We start from the raw sequence: 24,196 nt of genomic DNA on the forward strand, positions 1-24,196 counted from the left end.
TCGACGGACAGCTGTTGCTGTTGCAACGGCGCTCAAACCCGCGCATCCTCGACGAAATCAAATCCACCCCTATGGCACAGCCCGATAAATTCCGACCAAATGCTGATCATTTGAGGGGTCGACACCGGAAAACAAGCTCTGGCATACTCTCGGGCCATAGGATCTGCTATTGCAGAATCGGGGGCATTTTATGACCGCACCGACACGCAGCAGCAAAGAGTTATCCAACCATTCATCGATCCCGAGTCTCAGCCTGAGGGAAAACCTGTCGGGAATCCTCGCTGCCCGTCGTGACCAGTTGAGTTTTGTGTCGCATGCCGCCACCCGCGGGGACATCGTCCGCCTGCGCTTAGGTGGCCTTCCGATGGTTCTCATCAACCACCCGGACCACTTCCAGCATGTGCTGGTGGACGCACACGCCAACTACGACAAGGACAACTTCCTCTACCGTGCGGTCCAGACCGTGTTCCGGGGCGGACTCGTATCCAATCCGGGCGGAGAGCGCTGGCGCACCCGGCGCCGGATGATGCAGCCCTCCTTCAACCGGGGCAGCATCGTCGACCTGACGCCCGGTATGACCGAGCTGACCGGCGAGCTGCTGGACAGATGGGCGGGCCGGGACGACCCAGACGCGGTGGTCGACATCTCCGCCGACATCCGCGACCTCGCCCTGAAGATCGCCCTCCGCTCCCTGTTCGGCGTGGCGGCGAGCGCCGAAGTCGCCGCGTTCGAGAAGAACTTCCTCGAGCTCAACACCATCATCGGCAACTTCTTCCGCTTCCCCTTCCCGCCGCTGAACCGGCGCCCCCGGCTGCGGGCGCTCATCCGCGACATGGACGGCTTCGTCGACCGGCTCGTGACGGACCGGGAGGCCGACCCGGCCGAGCGGCGCGACCTCTTCGCCGCGCTGTTGACCATGACCCACCCCACGAGCGGGGTGAACCTCACCCGGCAGGAGCTGCTCGGCGAAATCCTTTCCACCATCGTCTCCGGATACGAGACGTCCAGCAATTCCATGGCCTGGGTCTGCTATCGGCTGGCCCGGCACCCGGAAATCCAGAGCCGAGTACAGGAGGAAGTCGACCAGGTCCTCGAAGGACGGGTGCCGACCCTGGAGGATCTGTCCGAACTGACCTACACCCGTATGGTCATGGATGAGACCCTGCGGCTGCACACCCCCGCCTGGCAGACCATGCGCCGGGCCATTCACGAGGACGAGATCGGCGGCTATCGAATCCCCGAGGGATGCAGTGTCTATCTCAACTTCCTCACCTACCACCGGCACCCGGAATTCTGGCCCGACCCGGATCGCTTCGACCCCGAGCGCTTCACTCCGGAGAACACGGCGAAGCGGCCGCGCAACGTCTACCAGCCGTTCGGCAGCGGGCCTCGATACTGCATCGGCAAATACTTTGCCCTCACCGAAATGCAGATCGTCATCGCGATGCTCGCGCAGACCTTCACCCTGACGGTGCCTCCGGGGCAGCCGCCGGTCGGGTTCGCACCGCTGGTCACCCTGCACCCCAAGGGCGGCATCCAGCTGCGCCTGGCGCGTCGGTGACCGACCGCGCCCACGCGAGCGGACCCCTTTCCTCTCTTCAAACCCACGGCTCGTCTCTTCAAGCCCACGGCTCCTGAAAGCCGACGGCGGATGAGCGCCGTCCTGGGATGTCACCGCACCGATGAACGGATAACCCATGTCTTCAGCACCGACCGTGCCCGACGCGGGCCGACGGCCAGAGACCAGAGAGATACCGACGATCCGCCGCAAAGACGGCATCGGAGGGGCGCTGGCCTTCCGCAACGACCAACTGAGCTTCCTGGGAGCCGGCCTCGCCCGGTACGGGGACATCTTCCGCTTCCGGCCATTGGGCATCCCCATCGTGCTGGTCAACCACCCGGACTACATCCGGCACATCCTGGTCGACAAGGGCGAGAGCTACGACAAGGACGCGATGCTCTTCCGCGTGGTCCGGCCGGTGCTGCGCAAGGGCCTGATCGCCAACGCCGATATGGAGCTGTGGCGCCGGCAGCGGCGGATGATGGCGCCGCACTTCACCCCGCGTACGGTCAGCCACTTCGCCCGCAACATGACCGACGAGGCCGTCCAGATGCTCCAGCGCTGGGAGCCGCGTACCCATGAGGTCCTGGACGTCACCGACGAGATCGGCCAACTCGCGCTGCGCATCGTCAACCGGTCGCTGTTCAGCGCTGACGTCGGCGGGACGGCGCAGGCGTTCGAGCGGGCCTTCCAGACGGCCAACGCCATCCTCGGCGACTTCTTCCGCTTCCCCTTCCCCCCGCTGAACGTCCCGACGCCCCGCAACCGCAGGCTGCACCGGGCGATCGGCGACATGGACACCTTCGTCTCCGAGTTCATCCAGGAGAAGCTGCGGGCGGACGTCCCCGCCGGTGACGAGGCCGATCTGCTGACCCTGCTGCTCCACTCCGTGGACGAGGAGGACGGCAAGGGCATGGACCTGGAGCAGCTGCACCATGAGGTGCTGAACATCTGCATCGGGGCCTACGAGACCACCACCAACACCCTCTCCTGGGCCTTCTACCTGCTCGCCCGGCACCCCGAGGTGGAGGAGAAGCTGCACGCCGAGGTGGACGCCGTGCTGGGCGAGCGGACCGTACCGTCCTTCGAGGACCTTCCCCGGCTGACGTACACCCGGATGGTGTGCGACGAGACCCTGCGGATCTACTCCCCCGCCTACCAGTTCATGCGCCGGGCGCGCGAGGAGGACGTGATCGACGGGTACCGGGTCCCGGCGAACACCAACGTCCTGATCAACAGCTACTTCCTGCACCGGCACCCGGACTTCTGGGACGACCCGGAGCGCTTCGTCCCCGAGCGGTTCACACCCGAGGCGATCGCCGACCGGCCCAAGCACGTCTACACGCCCTTCGGCGCCGGCCACCGGATCTGTATCGGCAAGCACTTCGCCCTCACCGAGCTGGTCCTGGTCCTGGCGACGGTGGCCCGCCGATACCGGCTACTGCTGCCCAAGGCGACGACCGAGGTCCACCCCGAGGCGATGATCACCCTGCACCCCGGGGGCGGTATCCACCTGCGGCTGGAGGAGCGCCGATGACCACGGCACCGACAGGACCGGCAGAACCGGCGGACACAACACCGGCCGACCAGATACCGGAGCTCTACTGCCCCTTCCCGCACCAGGTGAACCGGCGCGCCGAACAGGCGCGCCGCCAGCTGAGCGAGTGGGTGCGTACGGTGGGCCTCATCCAGCGGGAGTCGGCCAGGCGGCGCTTCGAGCACGCCGACTTCGGCTGGTTCGCCTCGGTGGTCTATCCGACGGCCGACGAGGAGCGGATCCTCCTGATGGCGGACTGGTTCGCCTGGCTCTTCCTCGTCGACGACCAGCTGGACGACGGTGACTTCGGCCGCGATCCGCAGCACGCCGGACAGGTGGTCGCGGGGATGCGCGCGGTCCTGGAGAGCGCGGACCACGGTGCCGCCGCGGCCCGCCGCACCGATCTGCCGACCTCGGTCTCCTCCCTCGCCGACCTGTGGCGGCGCACCGCGACCGGGATGACCGCGGCCTGGCGGCGCCGCTTCGTACGCCACCTGGAGGACTGTCTGACGGCGGCGGCGGTCTGGGAGGCGGGCAACCGGGTGCGCGGCATCGTCCCCGAAGAGGACGACTACATCGAGAACCGGCGCCACACCGGGGCGATCTACGTGTGCATGGACCTCATCGACGTGGTGGAGCGCCTCGATGTGCCGGTGGATCTCTACGAGAGCGAGGAGTTCCGGGACGCGCTGGACGCCGCCTGCAACGTCGTCTGCTGGACCAACGACATCTACTCGCTGGAGAAAGAGCGGTCCCTGGGAGAGGTGCACAACCTGGTGTACGTCGTACAGCACCACCGGGAGCTGGACCAGGAGCAGGCCATGGCCCATGTCTGCGCGGCCACCTCGGACGAGACCCGGCGCTATCTGGCCCTCGAGAAGCGGCTGTTGGCCCGGCACCCGGACCGCTTGGACCTGCTCACCCCCTACCTCGCGGGCATGCGCACCTGGATCCGCGGCAATCTCGACTGGTCCAGCCGCACCAAGCGGTACCAGTCGCGGACCGGCGGCAGGGCGCCCCAGCCCGCGCTGTACCTGGAGCCCGATCTGGTGGTGGCCGACCGATGACCACCACTCTGACCCCGGACACCTCGGAATCCTGGCAGGTGCTGCGCCGGGCCGGGAAACTCACCGGCCCCCGGATCCGCCAGGCCCTCGACCGGCTGGCCGAGCCGGTCCGTACGGTCGCCCGCTACCACTTCGGGTGGTGCGACGCGGCCGGGCGGCACACCGACGACGGGTGGGGCAAGGGCCTGCGGGGCGCGCTGGTGCTCGGCGGCGCGCAGGCCCTGGGCGCCACGCCCGGGCGGGCGCTCGGCGCGGCGGCCGCGGTGGAGCTGGTGCACAACTTCTCGGTGCTGCACGACGACGTCATGGACCAGGACGCCACCCGCCGCGGCCGGCCCACGGCCTGGACCGTGTTCGGGTCCGCCCAAGCGCTGCTGGCCGGTGACGCGCTGCTGGTCCTGGCCATGGAGGAGCTGGCCTCCTCGCCGTCCCCCGTACGGCACTCCACGAGCACCCAGGAACTCTGCCGGGCGCTGCTGGAGCTGGTCGCCGGCCAGAGCTCCGACCTCGCCTTCGAGGAGCGCGCCGACGTGGATCTCGAGGAGTGCCTGGCCATGGCCGCCGGCAAGACGGCCGCGCTGTTCGCCGGGGCCTGCGGCCTGGGCGCGCTCGCCGCCGACGGCGGCCCCGCCCAGGTGGAGGCCCTACGCGGCTTCGGACACCACCTGGGCCTGGCCTTCCAGCTGGTGGACGACTTGCTGGGCATCTGGGGGGACACCCGGGCGACCGGGAAGCCGGTCGGGGCCGATCTGCACCGACGCAAGAAGTCCCTGCCGGTCGTCGCGGCCTTGCGCAGCAATACGCCCGCCGGACGGCGGCTGGCCGAGCTGTACCACGACGAACGTCCCTTGAAGTCCACCGGCGTCGCCCGCGCGACCACGCTGGTCGAGCAGGCCGGCGGGCGCGACTGGGCCCTGGCGGAGGCGGCCCGGCAGCGGTCCATGGCGCTGGACCGGCTGGCCGAGGTCACCCTCGATCCGCAGGCTGCCCACGGTCTGCGGTCGCTGGTCGACCTGGCCATGCACCGCAGCAGCTGACCGTCGGGGCGCCGACCGGATCGCCGGCCGGCGCCCGCCCCACGACGCCCATCGGCACCGACCAGCGCAGCCCGCGGAGCGCTGACGCGGGGTCAGTCGGCCGGGGCGGGGGTCGGGCCGGTGAGGATGCGGCGCATCGCCTCGGTCAGATCCCCGGCCACGGGCGTGGCGTCGGGGTCAATGGCCATCTGGACGGCCATCCCGCCCACCAGGGTCATATAGAACGAGCCCAGGACCCGGGCGCTCTCCTCGTCGACCTCGTCCTCCGGGATCCCGTGGAAGAGGGCCACCAGCCCCTTCCGCCCCTCCGGCTGTGCCTGCCCGTACGCCGCGCGCAGCTCCGGGTCGCCCTCGACCCGCATGACCGCCTCCAGCTGCACCCGCCACAGCGCCTGGTGCTTGCCGAACAGTTCGAGCATCCGGGTCCACCCCGCCTCGAACCGCGCCGCCTGGTCCTGGTCGGACCCCTCGGCGGCCGAACTCTCGGTGGCGGAACCGGCTGCTGCGCCCGAGCCCTCGCGGCTCCGGGCCTCTTCCCTCAAGGACCGCTCGACGTCGTCCGCCCAGTCGCCCATGGCCGCGAACAGGGCCTCTCTCATCAGGGCGTCCTTGGAGCCGTAGTGGTAGCCGATGGACGCCAGATTGGCGCCCGAGGCGGCCACGATGTCCCGCGCGGTGGTGCGCGACCAGCCCTTTTCCAGCAGGCAGCGTTTGGCGCCCGCCAACAGATCCTCGCGATGTCCCATGGCGTCAGCCTATCCCGGCGCCCATACAACCGTCCAAGACACTCGTCTAACACACTCGTCTTACACAGTCGTACTAGACAAGCGTTTAAGACGTTCGTATAGTCCTCGGCATGACTTCGACTCCCGCCAATTCCCGTGCCGGCCGCAAGGAATGGACCGCCTTCGCGGTCCTGATGCTTCCGCTGCTCCTGGTGTCCATGGACGTATCGGTGCTGTACTTCGCGCTCCCGGAGATCAGCGCGGAGCTGCGCCCCAGTTCCACCCAGCAGCTGTGGATCTTCGACATCTACGGCTTCGCCCTCGCCGGACTGCTCATCACGATGGGGTCGCTCGGCGACCGGATCGGGCGCCGGAAGCTGCTGATGCTGGGCGCCACGGCCTTCGGCGCCGCCTCGGTCGCCGCCGCGTACGCGGACAGCGCCGAGATGCTGATCGCGGCCCGCGCGCTGCTGGGCATCGGAGGGGCCACCCTGATGCCCTCGACCATGGCGCTCAGCCGCAATCTGTTCCAGGACCCGAAGCAGCGCGCCACCGCGATCGGCATCTGGTCCGGTGCCATGGCCGGCGGGGTGGCGCTCGGCTCGGTACTGAGCGGGGTCATGCTGTCCCACTTCTGGTGGGGCTCGGTCTTCCTCATCAACACCCCGGTGATGGCGCTGCTGCTGATCCTCGTCCCGGTCCTGGTGCCCGAGTTCAAGGACCCGGCCCCGGGGAAGTTCGACCTGCTGGGCGTTCCGCTGTCCATGGGCGCGGTGCTGCCGGTGATCTACGGTCTGAAGGAGTCGGCGGCGCACGGGTTCAGCGGGCCGCGGGCGCTGTGGATCGCGGCCGGGCTGCTGATCGGCCTCGTCTTCGTGCACCGTCAGCGCACCCACGCACACCCGATGATCAGCCCCGAGCTCTTCCGCAGCCGCGGCTTCGGTTCCTCGATCGGGCTCAACCTCATGGCCTCGTTCGCCATGATGGGCTCCTCCCTCTTCACCACCCAGTACCTGCAGTCGGTGCTCGGCAAGGGCCCGCTGGAGGCCGCGCTGTGGAGCCTGCTCCCGTCCGTCATGGTGGGCGCCGCCGGCCCCGCGTCGGCCGCGATCGCGCAGAAGGTGAACCGTGCGTACGTCATCGGCGGCGGATTCCTCGTCGCGGCCGCCGGGTTCGGGCTGCTGACCCTCGCCGGCACCGACTCGCTGTGGCTGGTGCTGATCGCGGCGGGCGTCCTCGCCTCCGGCATCGTCACCGTGATGTCGCTGGTCACCGACATGGCCATGGGCACCGCCCCGGCGGAGAAGGCCGGTTCCGCCTCCTCCCTGCTGGAGACCGGCCAGGAGTTCGGCGGGGCGCTCGGGATGGCGCTGCTCGGCGTCGTCGGCAACGCCGTCTACCGCCACGACATGAGCGACAAGCTGCCCGCCGACCTGCCGTCCGGCCTCCCGGCCGAGGCGCTGGACGCGGCTCGCGAGACGCTGGGCGGCGCGGCGGCGGTGGCGGACCGGCTGAGCGGACGGGCCGGCGACGAGATGCTGGGCGCGGCTCGCGAGGCGTTCACCCACGGCATGCAGGTGGCCGCGGTGGCCGGGGCGCTGGTCCTGGTCGCGGCCGCGGCCCTGGCGGCCGTCGCCCTGCGCCACGTACGGGTCGAGGCCCCCGCGGCGGAAGAGGCCGGCGCGGACGCGGAGTCGGACGTGGAGCCGACCGCTGGACCGACCGACGGACCGTACGGGATCGGCGCCGAGCCGGGGACGGCACCGGGCGAGGTCCAGCCGGAGCCGGTGGCGAGCCGCTGACGGACCCGCACCCCTCGCCTATGCGACCCCGCCCGGGACACGGGCGGGGTCGCGTCATGCCGGGGCGCCGCCAACGACCGGAAGATCTCTGGAACTTGACTCGAATTCTCGCCTGTCCGACGGCAACCTTCGACCCGCTCGGCGGCAACCAGAAGCAACAGAGCGCTACTCGTTTCGCACTGTCATCTGAGGTACCAGAAGTCCCCAAAGTCCCCTAATCCCCTCGAGAGGACTGATGCACCGTGCGCCTCCCCCGAGCGTTTGTGACCGCCGCGCTCGCCACCGCGTTCCTGGTGGGGGCGGGCCATGCGCCCCAAGCCGTCGCGGGTGAACTGCCCGGCGACACCGCGTTCTTCACCGACTCCGAATCCCAGGTCAACAAGTGGGTCGCCGCCAACCCCGGCGACTCGCGCCAGCCACGCATAGCCTCGCGCATAGGCAGCCAGCCGCAGGCCGTGTGGTTCGCCCGCTACTCCCCCTCCACCGTCACCGCGGACGTCCGCAGAGTGACCTCCGCGGCCGCCGGCAAGAACCAGGTCCCCGTCCTCGTCGCATACATGATCCCCAACCGCGACTGCGGCGGCGCCTCCGCGGGCGGCGCCCCCGACCTCGCCGCCTACGACACCTGGGCGCGCAACTTCGCCGCCGGGCTGGGCAGCGGGTCCTCGATCGTCATCCTCGAACCGGACTCGATCGCGCTCATCAGCTGCCTGTCATCCAGCGAACTGAGCGCCCGCTACGCCTCGCTCGCCCGGGCCGCGAGCGCCATCCACGCCGCGAACCCCAAGGCCCGGGTCTACTTCGACGCCGGCCACTCCGCCTGGAACAGCGCCTCCGTACAGGCCTCGCGGCTGCGCTCGGCGGGCGTGCTGACCAGCGGCGACGGCATCTACAGCAATGTCTCCAACTACAACCGCACCGCCAACGAGGTCGCCTTCGCCAAGAGCGTGCTCAGCCAGCTCGGCGGCTCGGGCCTGACCGCGGTCATCGACACCAGCCGCAACGGCAACGGCCCCGCCCCCGACAACGCCTGGTGCGACCCGCACGGCCGCAAGCTGGGCGAGAACCCGACCGCCAACACCGGCGACCCGGCCATCGACGCCTATCTGTGGATCAAGCTGCCGGGCGAACTGGACGGCTGCGCGGGCGCCGCGGGCAGCTTCTCGCCTGACTACGCGTACGAGCTGGCGGGCTAGCCGTGCGCGAACGCACCTCGTACGCCGTGGCGGCGGCACTGCTGTGCGGGCTCCTGTCCGCGCCCGGCGGGGCCGCCGCCGCGACGGGGCCCGCGTCGTCCCAGGCCCGGCCCACCAGCTCGGCCACCGGCTGGGCCACGGCGGGTCCGGGTACGACGGGCGGCGCGGGCGCCGCGCCCGACAGCACGTATGCCGTCCGCACCCGGGCCGAGCTCAAGGCCGCCCTGGCCAACCACGGCGACCCCACCGCGCCCAAGGTCATCACCGTCCGTGGGACCATCCACGGCAACCAGACCGACGACGGCCGCCTCCTCGACGCCCAGGACTACGCCCCCGGCTGGGACCTGACCCGCTACATGGACTGCTTCGGCCCCGACGGCACGGCCTGGAGCGATGACCGCTACGAGTGGTGCAAACGCATGCGTACGCTCCGGATCACCGGCTCGAACGCCCAGAAGCAGCAGATCCAGCTGACCGTCCCCAGCAACACCACGATCCTCGGCGCCGACAGCGCGGCGCTCCTCGGCGTCGACCTCACCGTCAACACCGGCCAGAACATCATCGTCCGCAACCTTGTCTTCGAGGCGCCCATCGACCACTTCCCCAGCTGGGACCCCGGCGACGGCGACCAAGGTGCCTGGAACGCGCGCTTCGACGCCATGTCGGTGGTCACCGGCCGCAACCTCTGGATCGACCACTGCGCCTTCGGCGACGGCCGCTACCCCAACAGCCAAGCCCCCACCGGCTTCCACGGCAAGCCCGTCGAACGCCATGACGGACTGCTCGACATGGAGGACGCCACCGATTTCGTCACCGTCTCCTACAGCCGCTTCACCGACCACGAGAAGACCGTCCTCATCGGCTCCGGCGACGGCAAGGGCGACCGCGACCGCGGCCATCTGCGGATCACCTTCCACCACAACCTCTTCGCCGACACCGCCCAGCGCTCCCCGCGCGTGCGCTTCGGCCAGGTCCACACGTACAACAACTACTTCCGCGGCTCGACCGACGACCCCGACTACCCCATGCGCGGCCCAGGGCTCGGCGGCAGCTCGTACTTCCTCGGCGTGGGCCTCGAATCGAAGCTCGTCTCCGAGTACAACGCCTTCGACCACACCGGCCCCGGCGCCTCCCCGGACATCGTGCTGGCCAACTTCCACGGCCACCAGTTCACGGATACGGGCTCCTGGTACCGGGGTCGGCGAATCGATGTGAACGCCCTCGCGCGCCGCGCCTTCGAGACCGCCGCGGCCAAGGCCCGGGACGAGGCCCAGTCGTCGGGCACCGAACCCCCGGAGTGGGCGACCCGCACCTTCACCACGGACGTCGGCTGGTCCCCCGCCGACGTCTACCGCTACCGCCCACTGCGGTCGGCGGCAGCCGTCAAACGTACGGTGCTGCGCGAAGCGGGCCCGACGATCTCGAACCAGATCAACTTCCCGCCGATCCCGAACAGTTCCTCGCCGATCACGTAACCGTCCCACGCGTCGATCAGCCCAGCGGTGCGCTGGACCGGGGGCGCGGGAGCGCGACGAACGGGCCAACGCCGCCGGACGGCATGGTCCGGCCGCCGAGAGCGGGCATCGTCTCGCGCCTTCGTGCAAAGCGGCCAGCAGCGGGAAAGGGAGGGGGGAGGGGGAGCCGCCCCCGGAGCGGTAGACGCCCGTCCGGTCAGGGGAGCGGAGCCTGCTTCAAGCCCAGCCACCCGCCGGGCCGAGGAACCAGGACAACGAACCAGCCGCCCCCCTTCCCCCCTTCCTGCTGGCGCTTTGGACCCGGAGGGTCCGAGGCGAAAGCCGCACCCGCACGAGCCGAATGCCGCGAGACGGCGCGTAGGCGCGGGCGAAGCGAAGCCCATGCACAGCGCAGCGGAGCCCGAGAAAGTCCTCTTCCGGATAATCCGCCACAGATCGAATTGTTACTCTGGCACCCATGACCGCCATGGCACCCAAGCGCAACGAACCGGACCTGTCGTTCCTGCTCGATCACACGAGCCACATCCTGCGGACCCAGATGTCGGCGGCGCTCGCCGAGATCGGGCTGACAGCGCGTATGCACTGCGTGCTGGTCCATGCCCTGGAGGAGGAGCGCACCCAGGCCCAGCTCGCCGAGCTCGGCGATATGGACAAGACCACGATGGTGGTGACCGTGGACGCCCTGGAGGCGGCCGGGCTTGCTGAGCGCCGTCCCTCCAGCCAGGACCGGCGGGCCCGGATCATCGCGGTCACCGAGGAGGGCGCCCGGATCGCCGGGCAGAGCCAGGAGATCGTCGACCGGGTACACCGGGAGGCGCTGACGTCACTCTCCGAGCCCCACCGGGCCACCCTGCTGCAGGCCTTGAATCAGCTGACCGAAGGACATCTGGCCACACCGGCGGAGAGCCCCCGGCCGGCCCGGCGGGCGCGTCAATAGACCAAGTAGAACCGAAAGAGATCGTCTGCAACGGAACTATCTGCTACGGTCTCTCCTGTCGCCATCACCTGAGGCCATCCGTAGGCCGCCCGACAGGAGAGCCCGTATGTCCGTCATAGCCAGTTCCAAACCCGCCCCATCCCGCTCACGCTGGTTGGCCCTGGGCGTCATCGCCACGGGAATGCTGATGGTCGTCCTGGACGGCTCCATCGTGACCGTGGCCATGCCGGCCATCCAGGACGATCTGGGCTTCTCCCCCGTCGGCCTGAGCTGGGTGGTCAACGCCTACCTGATCGCGTTCGGCAGCCTGCTCCTCCTCGCGGGGCGGCTCGGCGACCTGATCGGCCGTAAGCGCATGTTCCTGGCCGGTGTCGCGGTGTTCACCACGGCCTCGCTGCTGGCAGCCGCCGCCACCTCCCCCGCGGTGCTGATCGCAGCCCGGTTTCTGCAAGGGATCGGCAGCGCCATGGCCTCCGCGGTCAGCCTGGGCATTTTGGTGACGCTGTTCACCGAGCCCCGGGAGCGCGCCAAGGCGATCGCCGTGTTCAGCTTCACCGGAGCGGCCGGCGCGTCGATCGGCCAGGTGCTCGGCGGTGTGCTGACCGACGCACTCAACTGGCACTGGATCTTCTTCATCAACCTGCCGATCGGGCTCGCGGCCCTCGCCGTCGCCGTGCCCGTCCTGCCCGCCGACCGAGGGCTCGGCCTGGCCGCCGGAGCCGATGTCATCGGCGCCCTCCTCGTCACGGCGGGGCTGATGCTGGGGATCTACACCGTCGTCAAGGTCGAGGAATACGGCTGGACCGGGGCGCCCACCCTCGGCTTCGGCGCCCTCTCGCTCCTCCTGCTCGCCGCGTTCATCGCCCGCCAGGCCACGGCCCGTACCCCGCTGATGCCGCTGCGGATCTTCCGGTCGCGCAGCGTCGTGGGGGCCAACCTGATCCAAGTCCTCATGGTGGCCGCCCTGTTCTCCTTCCAGATCCTCGTCGCCCTCTATCTGCAGAAGGTCCTGGGATACGGCGCCGCCAAGACCGGCCTGGCCATGCTCCCGGCCGCCGCCGTCATCGGCGCGGTGTCCCTCGGTGTCTCCGCCCGGCTCAACGCCCGCTTCGGCGAGCGCAAGGTGCTGCTCACCGGAATCGTGCTCCTGATCGGCACCCTCGGGCTGCTCATCCGCGTGCCGGTGCACGCCAACTACCTCACCGACCTCCTTCCCGTGATGCTGCTCGCCGCCGGCTTCGGTCTCGCGCTCCCCGCGCTGACCACTCTCGGCATGTCCGGTGCGAAGGAGGACGACGCCGGGCTCGCCTCCGGACTGTTCAACACCACTCAGCAGATCGGCATGAGCCTGGGCGTCGCGGTGCTGTCCACCCTCGCCGCCTCCCGCAGCGACGGTCTGCTCGCGCAGGGCAAGAGCCGGGCCGAGGCGCTGACCGGCGGATACCACCTGGCCTTCACTGTCGGCACGGGGCTTCTGGTCGCCGCCTTCGTGGTCGCGTTCACGGTGCTCGCCCAGCCCGCGCCGAAGCCGACCACCACCGTACGGAAGAACGCCGACCCGGCCACCTCGCCGCCACGGTTGCCTGACCCCTCCCCCATCACCGCCAGCGAAAGGCCCGCCCCATGAACACGAACGTGGCGAACGAAGAGCAGCAGAAGCCGGGCGCCGGACCCGCGCCCCGGGCGCTGACGGACGAGGAGCTGTCCCGGCTGCTGCGGGAGCAGCAGTTTTCGGTGCTCGCCACGGTCAAGCGCAGCGGTCACCCCCATCTGTCGACCGTGCTCCACCACTGGAGCCCCGAGGAGCGCGTGGTTCGGATCTCCACCACGGCCGACCGCCTCAAGGTGCGTCAGCTGCGCCGCGATCCGCATGCCGCCCTGCACGTCCACGGCCCGAACGTCTGGTCGTTCGCCGTCGCCGAGGGCGAAGCGGAGATCTCCGAGGTGACGACGGTGCCCGGGGACGCGGTCGGGCGGGAACTGCTCTCCCTGACGCCGGGCTTCGACGATCCGCGGGACGAGGCGGCGTTCCTGGAGCAGATGGTCGCGGACCGGCGCGTGGTGATCAGGATCCGGGTGTCCCGCCTGTACGGAACGGCCCTCGACATCCCCGGCTCCGACTGATCAGCCGGCCTGTTCAGACGACCTGTTCAGACGGCCTGATCAGACGGCCGCCAGCCGCCGCAGCGCCGGACCGATGTCCGGCGCTGCGATCGCGCCGTAGCCGAAGACGAGGCCCGGGCGTACGGACCGGCTCATGGCGACCTCGGACAGGGTGTAGAGCGCCACGCCCGAGGCCCGGGCCCGGGCCGCCAGCTCCGCCGGGTCGCCGGTCGTGTAGGCGGTGATATGCAGACCGGCCGAGGACGGGATGACGTCGAGCCGGTCCGCGAAGGGGGCACCTCCCAGCGGTAGCTGGGGGAGTTCGGCGAGCCCGGTCCTGATCAGCTCGTGCCGGGCCGCGTACTCCTGTCGCATCCGGCGGATGTGGCGGGCGAGCAGACCGTCGTCGATGAACCTGGCCAGCGCCGCCTGAGTGGGAAAGGGAGTGCTCCAGTCGGTGACGTACTTGGCCGCGCGCAGAGCGTCCCGCAGCGGGGTGGGCGCGACGAGGAAGCCGATCCTCAGCGAGGGCAGCATGACCTTGGAGAAGGAGCCCACGTAGATCACATGGCCGGCCCGGTCGACGCTCTGCAGGGGATCGATCGGCCGGCCGCCGAAGCGGAACTCGCTGTCGTAGTCGTCCTCGATCACCACGGCACCGTGACGTTCGGCCCATTCGACGAGGGCCATCCGGCGCCGCAGCGACATCGGCATGCCCAGCGGGAACTGGTGGGAGGGCGTCACATAGACGACGCGGACGTGGTCCGGGAGGGCGTCCACACACAGGCCCTCGTCGTCCACCGGAACATCCACGACCGTGGCACCCAGCGAGCGGAAGAGCATCCGGGCCGGCGGATAGCCGGGGTCCTCGACCGCGACGCCATCGCCCGGCTCGAGCATCACACGGCAGATCAGATCGAGGGCCTGCTGAATGCCGTTGGTCACGACCACGTCGTCGGTGGCGGCCCGCACCCCTCTGAACAGGCCGATATGGCGCGCGATCGCCGCGCGCAGTCCGCGGTGGCCCGCCGGATGGCCGGAGCCCCGCGCGATCGCGGCCGGAGGGCGCAGCTCGCGCGCGACCAGCCGCCGCCATGTCTGGTACGGGAACAGCCGGGCGTCCGGCAGGCCCACCCGCAGGTCGTATGCGACGGAGGTCAGCTCGGCGTCGATCGGGCCGAGCCATGGGGCGATCACCCCGTCCCAGACGGCGCGCGGCTTGAGCGCTGAACGGGTGCTCGCGGCACCCGGCGTACGGCCGACCGCCCGTACGAACGTGCCCGCGCCGACCCTGCTCTCCAGATAACCCTCGCTCGCCAGCCGGTCGTAGGCGACGCCGACCGTGTTGCGGGCCACCTCGAGCCGCCGGGCCAGCTCCCGGGTCGGCGGCAGCGGATCGCCCGGGCGCAGCCGCCCGTCGAGGATGGCGGCACGGACTTGTCGGTAGATCTGGCCGGACAGGTCGCGATGCCCGTCGAGGCTGACGTGGACCTCCATATTGGCTCAATCATATGCGGGGTTATTGGACCTGGTGTTGGGCCATTGCCCGTTTCTAGGCTTCGGATCATGGATATTCGAGAGCTGGACATCCAAGAGCTCGACCGCCGGTCGCTGGCGCTGTTGGGCGATGTCGTCGCCCAAGTCAAGGACGATCAGCTACGTCTCCCGACGCCGTGCCCGGACTGGACCCTGCACGGCCTGATCCGCCATCTCGTCAGCCAGAACGAGGGGTTCGCCGCGGCGGCGCGCGGCGAAGGCGAAGCGCTGTCCGACTGGCGCGGCGGCGACCTCGGCGCTGATGCACGCGCCGCGTTCGCCGCGTCGGCGGCACTGGTCAACGACGCGTTCGCGCAGGACGGCGTGCTCGACCGGAGGTTCGCCCTCCCGGAGGTCCGCAACGGCGGCGCCTTCCCCGCGCCCCTCGCGATCAGCTTCCACTTCGTCGACTGCGTCGTCCACGCCTGGGACGTCGCGGCCACGATCGGTGTCCCCTGGGAGCCCGACGAAGAGCTGACCGCCGCCGCGCTACGAGTCGCCGAACAGGTCCCCGACCAGGGCCGCGGCCCCGGCGCCGCCTTCGAACGGCGCGTCCCGCCTCCGGCCGACGCACCCCCGCACCACCGGCTGCTCAGCCTGCTCGGCCGCGTCCCGTCCTGGACGGGCCGCCCGTGCTGAGATCGCACTGGCGCCCGGGCCCGGCGGCGGGCACGGACGGCCCCGTGCTCGTCAGCGTCACCGACTTCGCCTTCACCAAGCGCCTGGACCTCCCCGGCATCGCCCGCGCGGCCATCGGCCTCCGCCGCACCTGGCCCACCCTCGACGGGGCGGTCGGCCTCTGGCTGTGGACGGCCCCACGGGCCCGGCGCTGCGGCGCGGTGTCCGTGTGGACCGGTGAGGAGGCGCTACACGGATTCGTGGCCCGCCCGGACCACGTCGCGATCATGCGCAAGTACCGCACCCGCGGCGTGGCCAAGGCGACGACCTGGGTCTCTCCTGAACTCGACGAGACCGGCATCTGGCGGGACGCCTATCGCGTGCTCAGGGGATCCGGAATGCGGGACTCGGCGGGCCCGAACGCCGGAGCCGCCCCTCACACGGAGGAGGGGCGGTTCCGGCGTTGACGGTCGCGCGTGGGGCTAGCCCAGGTGCACCGGAAGCGGCTCCGTCTGCTCCGCGCCGGGCTGGCGGCTCGGGCGTGGGGTGTTCATCAGCAGGCCGACCAGGACCGCCGCCGCCGCGAGGATCACCGAGGACCAGACGAACGCCTCAGAGAAGCCCTCGACCAGCCCCTCCTTGGCCAGTTGCGGGGTCACCTCATGGGCACGGACCGCCGGGGCCAGGTAGTCCTTGGTCGTACTGGCGGCGATCGTGTTGAGCATCGCCGTGCCGACCGAGCCGCCGATCTGCTGGGCGGTGTTGACCGTCGCGGAGGCGATGCCCGCGTCGTGGGGCTGGACGCCGTGGGTGGCGTAGTTCATCGACGGCGCCATCGTCAGGCCCATGCCGAAGCCGACGAGGAGTTCGGCGGGCAGGATGCCCCCCGCGTACGAGCTGCCGGGCTCCAGGGGAATCAGCAGCGCGACGCCGACGGCCGCGATGAGCAGGCCCGGGACCATGAGGACGCGGGGTGGCACCTTGGGGAGCAGCCGGGTGCCGACGCCGGCCGCCGAGACCAGCACGGCCGCGGTCATCGGCAGGAAGGCCACGCCGCTGACCAGCGCCGAGTAGCCCTTGACGCGCTGCATGTAGTACGTGAGGAAGAGGAACATCGCGAACATGCCGACCACCGCAAGACCGACCGCGAGGTAGGCGCCGCCGCGTGTGCGGTCCGTGATCACCCGCAGGGGCAGCAGCGGGCGCGGGACGACGCGCTCGGTCAGGACGAACGCCGTCAGCAGGACCACGCCCAGGGTGAGCAGCCCGGTCACGGTCAGCGAGTCCCAGCCCTCGGACTCCGCCTCGCTGCATCCGTACACCACCGCGACCAGCCCGGATACGGCCAGCAGCACGCCGGGCAGATCGAAGCGGACGCGGTCGCCCTCGGCGCGCTCATCGGCGGGCAGGACGTACCAGCTGAAGACCGCGACGGCGGCGACGGGCACATTCACATACAGGCACCAGCGCCAGTCCAGATACTCGGTCAGCAGCCCGCCGAGGACCAGGCCGATCGCGCCGCCGCCCGCCGCGATGGCGCCGAAGACGCCGAAGGCCTTGGCGCGCTCGCGCGGCTCGGTGAAGTTCACCGCGAGCAGGGACAGCACCGTGGGGGCGAGCAGCGCGGCGAACACACCCTGCAGCGCGCGGGCCGCGAGGAGCATCTCGAAGCCGGAGGCCGCGCCGCCGAGCGCGGAGGCCGCGGCGAAGCCGATCAGACCGATGAGAAAGGAGCGCCGGCGGCCGGTGTAGTCGGCAATCCGGCCGCCGAGGAGCAGCAGGCTGCCGAACGCCAGGGTGTAGGCGGTGATGACCCACTGCCGGTCACCGTCGGAGATGCCGAGGTCCTGCTGGGCCGAGGGCAGGGCGATGTTCACGACAGTGATATCGAGGACGATCATCAGCTGGGCCAGGCCGATGAAGAGCAGTGCCAACCAGCGCCGGGGGTTGACCGCGGGCTGCGTGTCGAGGGGCTGGGCCATGATGGTGCCTTTCTGAGGCTTATCTGGAGATTTCAGGCTTTGAGAGGCCTTCCCCGTCCGGGTTTGCCGGGCGGGGGGATTCCTCCGGAAGCGACCGGACGGGTCAGCCGTCAGTCGGATCCGGCACCCATCACCCCTCCTCTGAGGCGCTTGAACGTGGCGGCGTCCAGGGCCGGTCCTGACAGCCGGGTGTTGGGCCGGGCGCTGCCGTCGGGGCGCAGGCCGTCGATGTATACGTCCAGCTGGCGGTGCGCCAGCGCCTCGTCGTCCGGCATCACCCCGCCGGGCAGCGGGCGGGACAGCCGGATGATCATCAGGGTGATGTCGCCGAAGACGGCGTCGGGGCGGATCAGCCCGGCCTCGTGGGCCCGGCTGAGCAGTTCGTCCACGGGGTCGGCGGCGTCCTGGCGGACGGCGTCCAGGATCTCGTCGACGGTGACCCGGCCGAGGAGGGCGGGCACCACCGAGCCGAGCTTGAGGTCGAGGGCCGCGTGCATGAAGCGGCACAGTGCGTCCATCGGGTCGCGCTCCGCCTCGGTCGCCTCGTGCGCGGCCTCGACCAGGGCGGTGAAGACGTCGATCGCCACCGCGCGGATCAGGTCGGCGCGCTTGGGAAACCGCCGGTAGAGGGTCGCGATGCCGACGCCCGCCCGGCGGGCGATCTCGTCGAGGGGGGCCTCGGGGCCCTGGTCGGCGAAGACCGCGCGGGCGGCGTGCAGGATCTGTTCGCGGTTCTGCCGGGCGTCGGCCCGCATCCGGGACATCCGGGGCGCGGGGCCGTCGGGGCCGTCGGCCGGATCGGCCTCGTCGGCGTCGGGGGTGATGGTGGACACGGCGAACCTCCCGCGAGCAGGGCGGCATAGCACAGCAGAGCCAGGTGGAGAGTTTTTCTCCACTTAGTGATATCAGCGTATCCACTGCGGTCAGGATATTCAACACGCGATGAAAAAGATCGGACGGGTCCCGAACGCAAACGCGGACACGTACACACGCACGCGTACGCACGGCAAAGCCCGGCCCCCGCCGAAGCGGGGGCCGGGCCCTGTGCTGCTGCTCTGCTGTTCCGTACCGCCGTAAGACCGCGCCGTACTGCGGTCAGAACGCTCCTGGCACTCAGTCCACCAGGTTGACCGAGCGGGCCGACGACGCCCCGATCTCCTCGGCGATCTCGGTGAGGACCGGCTGCGGGATCGTGTCGTCCACGGTCAGCGCCACCAGCGCCGCCCCGCCCGCCGCCGAACGCGAGACCTGCATACCGGCGATGTTGATCTCCGCCTCGCCGAGGATGCGACCGAGCGTGCCGACCACACCCGGGCGGTCGGTGTAACGCAGGAAGGCCATGTGGTCGGCGAGCGCCAGGTCGACGTCGTACTCGCCGACCGCGACGATCTTCTGCTGGTTCTTGGGACCGGCCAGCGTGCCGGAGATCGAGACCTCGTCACCGCCGGAGAGGGTGCCGCGCACGGTCACCACATTGCGGTGCTCCGAGGACTCCGAGCTGGTGGTGAGGCGGACCTCGACGCCGCGCTCCTGCGCGAACAGCGGGGCGTTCACATACGACACGGTCTCGTCGACGATGTCCTCGAACACACCCTTGAGCGCGGAGAGTTCGAGCACCTTGACGTCGTGCTGGGTGATCTCGCCGTACACCTCGACGTCCAGCCGGACCGCGACCTCGCCCGCGAGCGCGGTGAAGATCCGCCCCAGCTTCTCGGCCAGCGGCAGCCCGGGCCGTACCTCCTCGGCGATGACACCGCCCTGCACATTCACCGCGTCCGGGACCAGCTCGCCCGCGAGGGCCAGGCGCACCGAGCGGGCGACCGCGATGCCCGCCTTCTCCTGGGCCTCGCCGGTGGAGGCGCCCAGGTGCGGGGTGACAACCACGTTGTCGAACTCGAAGAGCGGGGAGTCCGTGCACGGCTCCTTGGAGAACACGTCCAGGCCGGCCGCAGCGACCCGGCCCTCCTTGAGGGCCGCCGCCAGCGCTTCCTCGTCGACGATCCCGCCACGCGCCGCGTTGACGATGCGGACCTCGGGCTTGACCTTGTGCAGCGCCTCGTCGCCGATCAGGCCGACGGTCTCGGGGGTCTTGGGGAGGTGGACCGTGATGAAGTCGGAGACCTCGAGCAGCTCGTCGAGCGACAGCAGCTTGACGCCCATCTGGGCGGCGCGCGCGGGCTGGACGTAGGGGTCGTACGCGACGATCTTCATGCCGAAGGCGGACATCCGCTGGGCGACCAGCACGCCGATACGGCCGAGGCCGACGACGCCGAGGGTCTTCTCGCTCAGCTCCACGCCCGTGTACTTGCTGCGCTTCCACTCGCCGTTCTTCAGCGCCGCGTTCGCCTGCGGGATGTTGCGGGCCGTGGCGACCAGCAGACCGCAGGCCAGCTCGGCCGCGGTGACGATGTTGGACGTCGGGGCGTTGACGACCATGACGCCGGCCTTGGTGGCGGCGGAGACGTCCACATTGTCGAGGCCGACGCCCGCGCGGGCGACGACCTTGAGGTTCTTGGCCGCGGCGATGGCCTCGGCGTCGACCTTGGTGGCGCTGCGCACGAGGATGGCGTCCACGTCGGCGATGGCGGGCAGCAGCTCGGCCCGGTCCGCGCCGTTGCAGCTGCGGATCTCGAAGTCCGGGCCCAGGGCCTCGACCGTGGCGGGCGAGAGCTCTTCGGCGATGAGTACGACGGGTTTACCCGTGGAAGCAGTGCTCACGTGGTCTTCAGTCCTCACTAGTCCTATGCGGACGGCCGTCCCGACGGCCGCAGGCGTGAAGGGGGGGCAGCCGCGTGAAAGACGCACGACGCTGTGAGCCCTGACGCGCTTATTCCCTGCAGTGTAGTGGCGTCCGGGAGGCGTTTTGCGCCATAGCGGCGGGATCACCCGCACGTGGTCTTGCATGATGGACAAGTCGCGGACCGGGCCCCCCGAGGTGCGGGCTCGGGGGGCCGGTCCCAGAGGGCTTACGCCTCGTCGTCGACCCAGCTCATCAGCTTGCGCAGCTCCTTGCCGGTGGTCTCCAGCAGGTGGTCGCCGTCCGCCTTCTTGTACTCGTTGTACTTCGGCAGACCCGCGTGGTACTCGGCCATCCAGTTCTTGGCGAAGCTGCCGTCCTGGATCTCGGCGAGGACCTTCTTCATCTCGGCCTTGGTCTGGTCGGTGATGATCCGCGGGCCGGTGACGTAGTCGCCCCACTCGGCGGTCTCGGAGATCGACCAGCGCATCTTCTCCAGGCCGCCCTCGTACATGAGGTCCACGATCAGCTTCAGCTCGTGGAGGCACTCGAAGTACGCGATCTCCGGCTGGTAGCCGGCCTCGACCAGGGTCTCGAACCCGGCCTTGACCAGCGCGGAGGTGCCACCGCACAGCACCGCCTGCTCGCCGAAGAGGTCGGTCTCGGTCTCCTCGGTGAAGGTGGTCTTGATGACGCCGGCGCGGGTGCCGCCGATGCCCTTGGCGTACGACAGGGCGAGCGCGAAGGCGTTACCGGTGGCGTCCTGCTCGACGGCCGCGATACACGGCACGCCGCGGCCCTCCTCGTACTGGCGGCGGACCAGGTGGCCCGGGCCCTTGGGGGCGACCATGCAGACGTCCACGCCGGCCGGGGGCTGGATGAAGCCGAAGCGGATGTTGAAGCCGTGGCCGAAGAACAGCGCGTCGCCGTCCTTCAGGTTGGCCTTCACCGACTCCTCGTAGACCTGGGCCTGGATCGGGTCCGGGACCAGGATCATGATCACGTCGGCCTCGGCGGCCGCCTCGGCCGGGGTGACCACGCGCAGACCCTGCTCCTCGGCCTTGGCCTTGGACTTCGAGCCCTCGTGCAGGCCGACCCGGACGTCGACGCCCGAGTCGCGCAGCGACAGCGCGTGGGCGTGGCCCTGGCTGCCGTAGCCGAGGACCGCGACCTTGCGGCCCTGGATGATGGACAGGTCGGCGTCGTCGTCGTAGAACAGCTCGGCCACTTCGGGATTCTCCTAGCGTTTTCGGGTTGTGCGTCCCACCGTATGACGGGCGGGCGGGTGAAGGTTTCGGGGTCTCGCCATACGGGCCCCGGATCGGCCATGGTCGGCCGCCCGGGGTGCCGCTGGTCAGGCGGTCCGGTCGAGCGCGCGCAGGCTCCGGTCGGTGATGGAGCGGGCGCCACGCCCTATGGCGATGGTGCCGGACTGGACCAGCTCCTTGATGCCGTACGGTTCCAGCATCTTGAGCATGGCCTCAAGCTTGTCGCTGCTTCCGGTGGCCTCGATGGTCACGGCCTCCGGGGAGACATCCACGGTCTTGGCGCGGAACAGCTGGACGATCTCGACGATCTGGGAGCGGGTCTCGTTGTCGGCGCGCACCTTCACCAGGACCAGTTCCCGCTGGATCGCGTGGCTGCCTTCCAGCTCGACGATCTTCAGGACGTTGACCAGCTTGTTGAGCTGCTTGGTGACCTGCTCCAGCGGGAGCTCGTCGACATTGACCACGATGGTGATCCGGGAGATGTCGGGGTGCTCGGTGACGCCGACCGCGAGCGAGTCGATGTTGAAGCCGCGGCGGGAGAACAGCGCGGCGATCCGGGCCAGGATGCCGGGGGTGTTCTCCACCAGGACGGAGAGCGTGTGCTTGGTGGACATGGGCTGAAGTCTCTCTTCTCTCTCGGTCCCGGCCTCAGTCGTCTTCGCTGTCGCCGAAGTCCGGGCGGACGCCGAGCGCCGCCTGGATCTCGTCGTTGGAGGTGCCGGCCGCGACCATCGGCCAGACCATGGCGTCCTCGTGGACGATGAAGTCCACGACCACCGGCCGGTCGTTGATCGAGTTGGCCTTCTCGATGACGGCGTCGAGGTCGGACGGGTCCTCGCAGCGGATGCCGATGCAGCCCATGGCCTCGGCGAGCTTGACGAAGTCGGGGACGCGGGTGCCGGAGTTGGTCTGGGCGGGGGCGTCCGGGCCCGAGTGCAGCACGGTGTTGGAGTAGCGCTGGTTGTAGAACAGCGTCTGCCACTGGCGGACCATGCCCAGCGCGCCGTTGTTGATGATCGCGACCTTGACCGGGATGTTGTTCAGCGCGCAGGTGACCAGCTCCTGGTTGGTCATCTGGAAGCAGCCGTCGCCGTCGATCGCCCAGACCGTACGGTCCGAGGCGCCGGCCTTGGCGCCCATCGCGGCCGGGACGGCGTAGCCCATGGTCCCGGCGCCGCCGGAGTTCAGCCAGGTCGCCGGCTTCTCGTAGTCGATGAAGTGGGCGGCCCACATCTGGTGCTGGCCGACGCCCGCGGCGAAGATCGTGTCCTCCGGCGCCAGCTGGCCGATCCGCTGGATGACCTGCTGCGGGGACAGGCTGCCGTCCGCGGGCTGCTCGTAGCCCAGCGGGTAGGTCTCCCGCCAGCGGTTCAGGTCCTCCCACCAGCCGGAGTAGTCGCCGGTGTGGCCCGCGTCATGCTCGGCCTGGACGGCGACGACCAGGTCCGCGATGACCTCTCGGGCGTCGCCGACGATCGGCACGTCGGCGGCGCGGTTCTTGCCGATCTCGGCCGGGTCGATATCGGCGTGGACCACCTTGGCGTTGGGGGCGAAGGAGTCGAGCTTGCCGGTGACGCGGTCGTCGAAGCGCGCGCCGAGGGCGACGATCAGATCGGCCTTCTGCAGGGCGGTGACGGCGGCGACGGTGCCGTGCATACCCGGCATGCCCAGGTGCTGGCGGTGGGTGTCGGGGAAGGCACCCAGCGCCATGAGGGTGGTGGTGACGGGCGCGCCGGTCAGCTCGGCCAGCACCTTCAGCTCGGCGGTGGCGTGGGCCTTGAGGACGCCGCCGCCCACGTACAGCACCGGGCGCTCGGCCTGGGTGATCAGGCGGGCGGCCTCGCGGATCTGCTTGGCGTGCGGCTTGGTGACCGGGCGGTAGCCGGGCAGGTCGGTCTGCGGCGGCCAGGAGAAGGTGGTCTGCGCCTGCAGGGCGTCCTTGGCGATGTCGACCAGGACCGGACCGGGGCGGCCGGTGGAGGCGATGTGGAACGCCTCGGCGATCGTCCGCGGGATGTCCTCGGCCTTGGTGACCAGGAAGTTGTGCTTGGTGATCGGCATGGTGATGCCGCAGATGTCCGCCTCCTGGAAGGCGTCCGTACCGATGGCCTTGGAGGCGACCTGGCCGGTGATCGCGACGATGGGGACCGAGTCCATATGCGCGTCGGCGATCGGGGTGACCAGGTTGGTGGCGCCGGGACCCGAGGTGGCCATGCAGACGCCGACCTTGCCGGTGGCCTGGGCGTAGCCGGTGGCGGCGTGGCCCGCGCCCTGCTCGTGGCGGACGAGCACGTGGCGGACCTTGGTGGAGTCCATCATGGGGTCGTAGGCGGGGAGGATCGCGCCGCCGGGGATGCCGAAGACGGTGTCGGCACCGACCTCTTCGAGCGAGCGGATGAGGGACTGCGCGCCCGTGACGTGCTCGACGGGGGCGGGATGGGAACCGCCGTTTCGGGGCCGCGGCTGGGGATGGTGGGCCCCGGTGGCCTGCTCGGTCATCGGCATTCTCTTCTCGGATGAGGGTCTGTGCGGGGAGTGGGAGAGCGGTACGACATGTGCCAGTGCAACAAAAAACCCCTCGTGCCGTAAGGCAAGCGAGGGGAGCGCGCCGGAGA

20 protein-coding genes are annotated in these 24,196 nt (G+C 70.1%); 12 read left to right on the forward strand and 8 right to left on the reverse strand.

Annotation, left to right across the window (positions count from 1 at the left end; translation table 11 throughout):
* The first annotated feature begins 190 nt into the window (after positions 1–190).
* The 4 genes from ACH4U7_RS31090 (at position 191) to ACH4U7_RS31105 (ending at position 5,202) form a co-directional block, all read left to right on the forward strand.
* The gene (locus ACH4U7_RS31090; protein ID WP_398531095.1) at positions 191–1,561 is read left to right on the forward strand and encodes a cytochrome P450; all 1,371 of its coding nucleotides are present in this window, start codon (positions 191–193) and stop codon (positions 1,559–1,561) included.
* Positions 1,562–1,697: 136 nt separating this feature from the next.
* Positions 1,698–3,098: a cytochrome P450 gene (locus tag ACH4U7_RS31095; protein WP_398531096.1), complete on the forward strand. Its 1,401-nt coding sequence runs from the start codon at positions 1,698–1,700 to the stop codon at positions 3,096–3,098.
* Complete coding sequence (locus tag ACH4U7_RS31100; protein WP_398531097.1) at positions 3,095–4,165, forward strand: terpene cyclase; 1,071 nt, start codon at positions 3,095–3,097, stop codon at positions 4,163–4,165. Before ACH4U7_RS31095 ends, ACH4U7_RS31100 begins: the two co-directional genes overlap by 4 nt.
* The gene (locus ACH4U7_RS31105; RefSeq protein WP_398531098.1) at positions 4,162–5,202 is read left to right on the forward strand and encodes a polyprenyl synthetase family protein; all 1,041 of its coding nucleotides are present in this window, start codon (positions 4,162–4,164) and stop codon (positions 5,200–5,202) included. Before ACH4U7_RS31100 ends, ACH4U7_RS31105 begins: the two co-directional genes overlap by 4 nt.
* A 92-nt stretch (positions 5,203–5,294) precedes the next feature.
* Here the strand turns inward: ACH4U7_RS31105 and ACH4U7_RS31110 are convergent, their stop codons facing one another.
* Complete coding sequence (locus ACH4U7_RS31110) at positions 5,295–5,948, reverse strand: TetR/AcrR family transcriptional regulator (protein ID WP_398531099.1); 654 nt, start codon at positions 5,946–5,948, stop codon at positions 5,295–5,297.
* Between the two features lie 110 nt (positions 5,949–6,058).
* Between ACH4U7_RS31110 and ACH4U7_RS31115 the strand changes: the two genes are divergently transcribed.
* The 6 genes from ACH4U7_RS31115 to ACH4U7_RS31140 all read left to right on the forward strand — a co-directional run bounded on the left by ACH4U7_RS31115 (position 6,059) and on the right by ACH4U7_RS31140 (position 13,461).
* The gene (locus ACH4U7_RS31115; RefSeq protein ID WP_398531100.1) at positions 6,059–7,729 is read left to right on the forward strand and encodes an MFS transporter; all 1,671 of its coding nucleotides are present in this window, start codon (positions 6,059–6,061) and stop codon (positions 7,727–7,729) included.
* 242 nt (positions 7,730–7,971) lie between these two features.
* Positions 7,972–8,925, forward strand: a complete 954-nt coding sequence (locus ACH4U7_RS31120; RefSeq protein ID WP_398531101.1) for a glycoside hydrolase family 6 protein — start codon at positions 7,972–7,974, stop codon at positions 8,923–8,925.
* Between the two features lie 2 nt (positions 8,926–8,927).
* Positions 8,928–10,400, forward strand: a complete 1,473-nt coding sequence (locus ACH4U7_RS31125; RefSeq protein WP_398531102.1) for a polysaccharide lyase family 1 protein — start codon at positions 8,928–8,930, stop codon at positions 10,398–10,400.
* A 457-nt stretch (positions 10,401–10,857) separates the two neighbouring features.
* Positions 10,858–11,337 (forward strand): MarR family winged helix-turn-helix transcriptional regulator, encoded by a 480-nt coding sequence (locus ACH4U7_RS31130; protein ID WP_398531103.1) that lies wholly within the window; start codon positions 10,858–10,860, stop codon positions 11,335–11,337.
* 106 nt (positions 11,338–11,443) lie between these two features.
* Positions 11,444–12,964 (forward strand): MFS transporter, encoded by a 1,521-nt coding sequence (locus ACH4U7_RS31135; RefSeq protein WP_398531104.1) that lies wholly within the window; start codon positions 11,444–11,446, stop codon positions 12,962–12,964.
* Positions 12,961–13,461 (forward strand): PPOX class F420-dependent oxidoreductase, encoded by a 501-nt coding sequence (locus tag ACH4U7_RS31140; protein WP_398531105.1) that lies wholly within the window; start codon positions 12,961–12,963, stop codon positions 13,459–13,461. Before ACH4U7_RS31135 ends, ACH4U7_RS31140 begins: the two co-directional genes overlap by 4 nt.
* 39 nt (positions 13,462–13,500) lie before the next feature.
* Here ACH4U7_RS31140 and ACH4U7_RS31145 read toward each other — a convergent pair whose 3' ends face one another.
* Positions 13,501–14,937, reverse strand: a complete 1,437-nt coding sequence (locus ACH4U7_RS31145) for a PLP-dependent aminotransferase family protein (RefSeq protein WP_398531106.1) — start codon at positions 14,935–14,937, stop codon at positions 13,501–13,503.
* Between the two features lie 69 nt (positions 14,938–15,006).
* On the opposite strand from ACH4U7_RS31145, the gene ACH4U7_RS31150 reads away from it, so the two are divergent.
* Together ACH4U7_RS31150 and ACH4U7_RS31155 are read left to right on the forward strand one after the other, a co-directional pair.
* Positions 15,007–15,615 carry a TIGR03086 family metal-binding protein gene (locus ACH4U7_RS31150; RefSeq protein ID WP_398531107.1) on the forward strand — a complete coding sequence of 203 codons (609 nt, stop codon included), beginning with the start codon at positions 15,007–15,009 and terminating at the stop codon, positions 15,613–15,615.
* Entirely contained in the window at positions 15,609–16,061 is a 453-nt protein-coding gene (locus ACH4U7_RS31155) for a hypothetical protein (protein ID WP_398531108.1), read from the forward strand. The genes ACH4U7_RS31150 and ACH4U7_RS31155 overlap by 7 nt, the downstream gene beginning before the upstream one ends.
* 15 nt (positions 16,062–16,076) lie before the next feature.
* On the opposite strand, the gene ACH4U7_RS31160 is transcribed toward ACH4U7_RS31155, so the two are convergent.
* The 6 genes from ACH4U7_RS31160 to ACH4U7_RS31185 all read right to left on the reverse strand — a co-directional run bounded on the left by ACH4U7_RS31160 (position 16,077) and on the right by ACH4U7_RS31185 (position 24,086).
* The gene (locus ACH4U7_RS31160) at positions 16,077–17,576 is read right to left on the reverse strand and encodes an MFS transporter (protein ID WP_398531109.1); all 1,500 of its coding nucleotides are present in this window, start codon (positions 17,574–17,576) and stop codon (positions 16,077–16,079) included.
* Between the two features lie 110 nt (positions 17,577–17,686).
* The gene (locus ACH4U7_RS31165) at positions 17,687–18,409 is read right to left on the reverse strand and encodes a TetR/AcrR family transcriptional regulator (RefSeq protein ID WP_398531110.1); all 723 of its coding nucleotides are present in this window, start codon (positions 18,407–18,409) and stop codon (positions 17,687–17,689) included.
* Positions 18,410–18,689: 280 nt separating this feature from the next.
* Positions 18,690–20,294, reverse strand: a complete 1,605-nt coding sequence (gene serA, locus ACH4U7_RS31170) for a phosphoglycerate dehydrogenase (RefSeq protein ID WP_398531111.1) — start codon at positions 20,292–20,294, stop codon at positions 18,690–18,692.
* 248 nt (positions 20,295–20,542) lie between these two features.
* On the reverse strand, positions 20,543–21,541 hold the full coding sequence (gene ilvC / locus ACH4U7_RS31175) for a ketol-acid reductoisomerase (RefSeq protein ID WP_358643584.1): 999 nt from the start codon (positions 21,539–21,541) through the stop codon (positions 20,543–20,545).
* 126 nt (positions 21,542–21,667) lie between these two features.
* On the reverse strand, positions 21,668–22,195 hold the full coding sequence (gene ilvN, locus ACH4U7_RS31180) for an acetolactate synthase small subunit (protein WP_014176151.1): 528 nt from the start codon (positions 22,193–22,195) through the stop codon (positions 21,668–21,670).
* A 34-nt stretch (positions 22,196–22,229) separates the two neighbouring features.
* A complete protein-coding gene (locus tag ACH4U7_RS31185) occupies positions 22,230–24,086 on the reverse strand; it encodes an acetolactate synthase large subunit (RefSeq protein WP_398531112.1) in 1,857 nt (618 codons plus the stop codon).
* Positions 24,087–24,196 lie beyond the last annotated feature (110 nt).

Origin of the sequence: Streptomyces sp. NPDC020845 (assembly GCF_044334165.1) — a bacterium.
GTDB lineage: Bacteria > Actinomycetota > Actinomycetes > Streptomycetales > Streptomycetaceae > Streptomyces.

What these genes read in the sequence shown, in the direction of transcription:
- ACH4U7_RS31185 (WP_398531112.1), bottom strand. Translation starts at nt 24,086, where the DNA reads ATGCCGATGACCGAGCAGGCCACCGGGGCCCACCATCCCCAGCCGCGG.
- ACH4U7_RS31100 (WP_398531097.1), top strand. Translation starts at nt 3,095, where the DNA reads ATGACCACGGCACCGACAGGACCGGCAGAACCGGCGGACACAACACCG.
- ACH4U7_RS31105 (WP_398531098.1), top strand. Translation starts at nt 4,162, where the DNA reads ATGACCACCACTCTGACCCCGGACACCTCGGAATCCTGGCAGGTGCTG.
- ACH4U7_RS31095 (WP_398531096.1), top strand. Translation starts at nt 1,698, where the DNA reads ATGTCTTCAGCACCGACCGTGCCCGACGCGGGCCGACGGCCAGAGACC.
- ACH4U7_RS31130 (WP_398531103.1), top strand. Translation starts at nt 10,858, where the DNA reads ATGACCGCCATGGCACCCAAGCGCAACGAACCGGACCTGTCGTTCCTG.
- ACH4U7_RS31110 (WP_398531099.1), bottom strand. Translation starts at nt 5,948, where the DNA reads ATGGGACATCGCGAGGATCTGTTGGCGGGCGCCAAACGCTGCCTGCTG.
- ACH4U7_RS31150 (WP_398531107.1), top strand. Translation starts at nt 15,007, where the DNA reads ATGGATATTCGAGAGCTGGACATCCAAGAGCTCGACCGCCGGTCGCTG.
- ilvN (WP_014176151.1), bottom strand. Translation starts at nt 22,195, where the DNA reads ATGTCCACCAAGCACACGCTCTCCGTCCTGGTGGAGAACACCCCCGGC.
- ACH4U7_RS31160 (WP_398531109.1), bottom strand. Translation starts at nt 17,576, where the DNA reads ATGGCCCAGCCCCTCGACACGCAGCCCGCGGTCAACCCCCGGCGCTGG.
- ACH4U7_RS31090 (WP_398531095.1), top strand. Translation starts at nt 191, where the DNA reads ATGACCGCACCGACACGCAGCAGCAAAGAGTTATCCAACCATTCATCG.
- ACH4U7_RS31135 (WP_398531104.1), top strand. Translation starts at nt 11,444, where the DNA reads ATGTCCGTCATAGCCAGTTCCAAACCCGCCCCATCCCGCTCACGCTGG.
- ACH4U7_RS31140 (WP_398531105.1), top strand. Translation starts at nt 12,961, where the DNA reads ATGAACACGAACGTGGCGAACGAAGAGCAGCAGAAGCCGGGCGCCGGA.
- ACH4U7_RS31145 (WP_398531106.1), bottom strand. Translation starts at nt 14,937, where the DNA reads ATGGAGGTCCACGTCAGCCTCGACGGGCATCGCGACCTGTCCGGCCAG.
- ACH4U7_RS31115 (WP_398531100.1), top strand. Translation starts at nt 6,059, where the DNA reads ATGACTTCGACTCCCGCCAATTCCCGTGCCGGCCGCAAGGAATGGACC.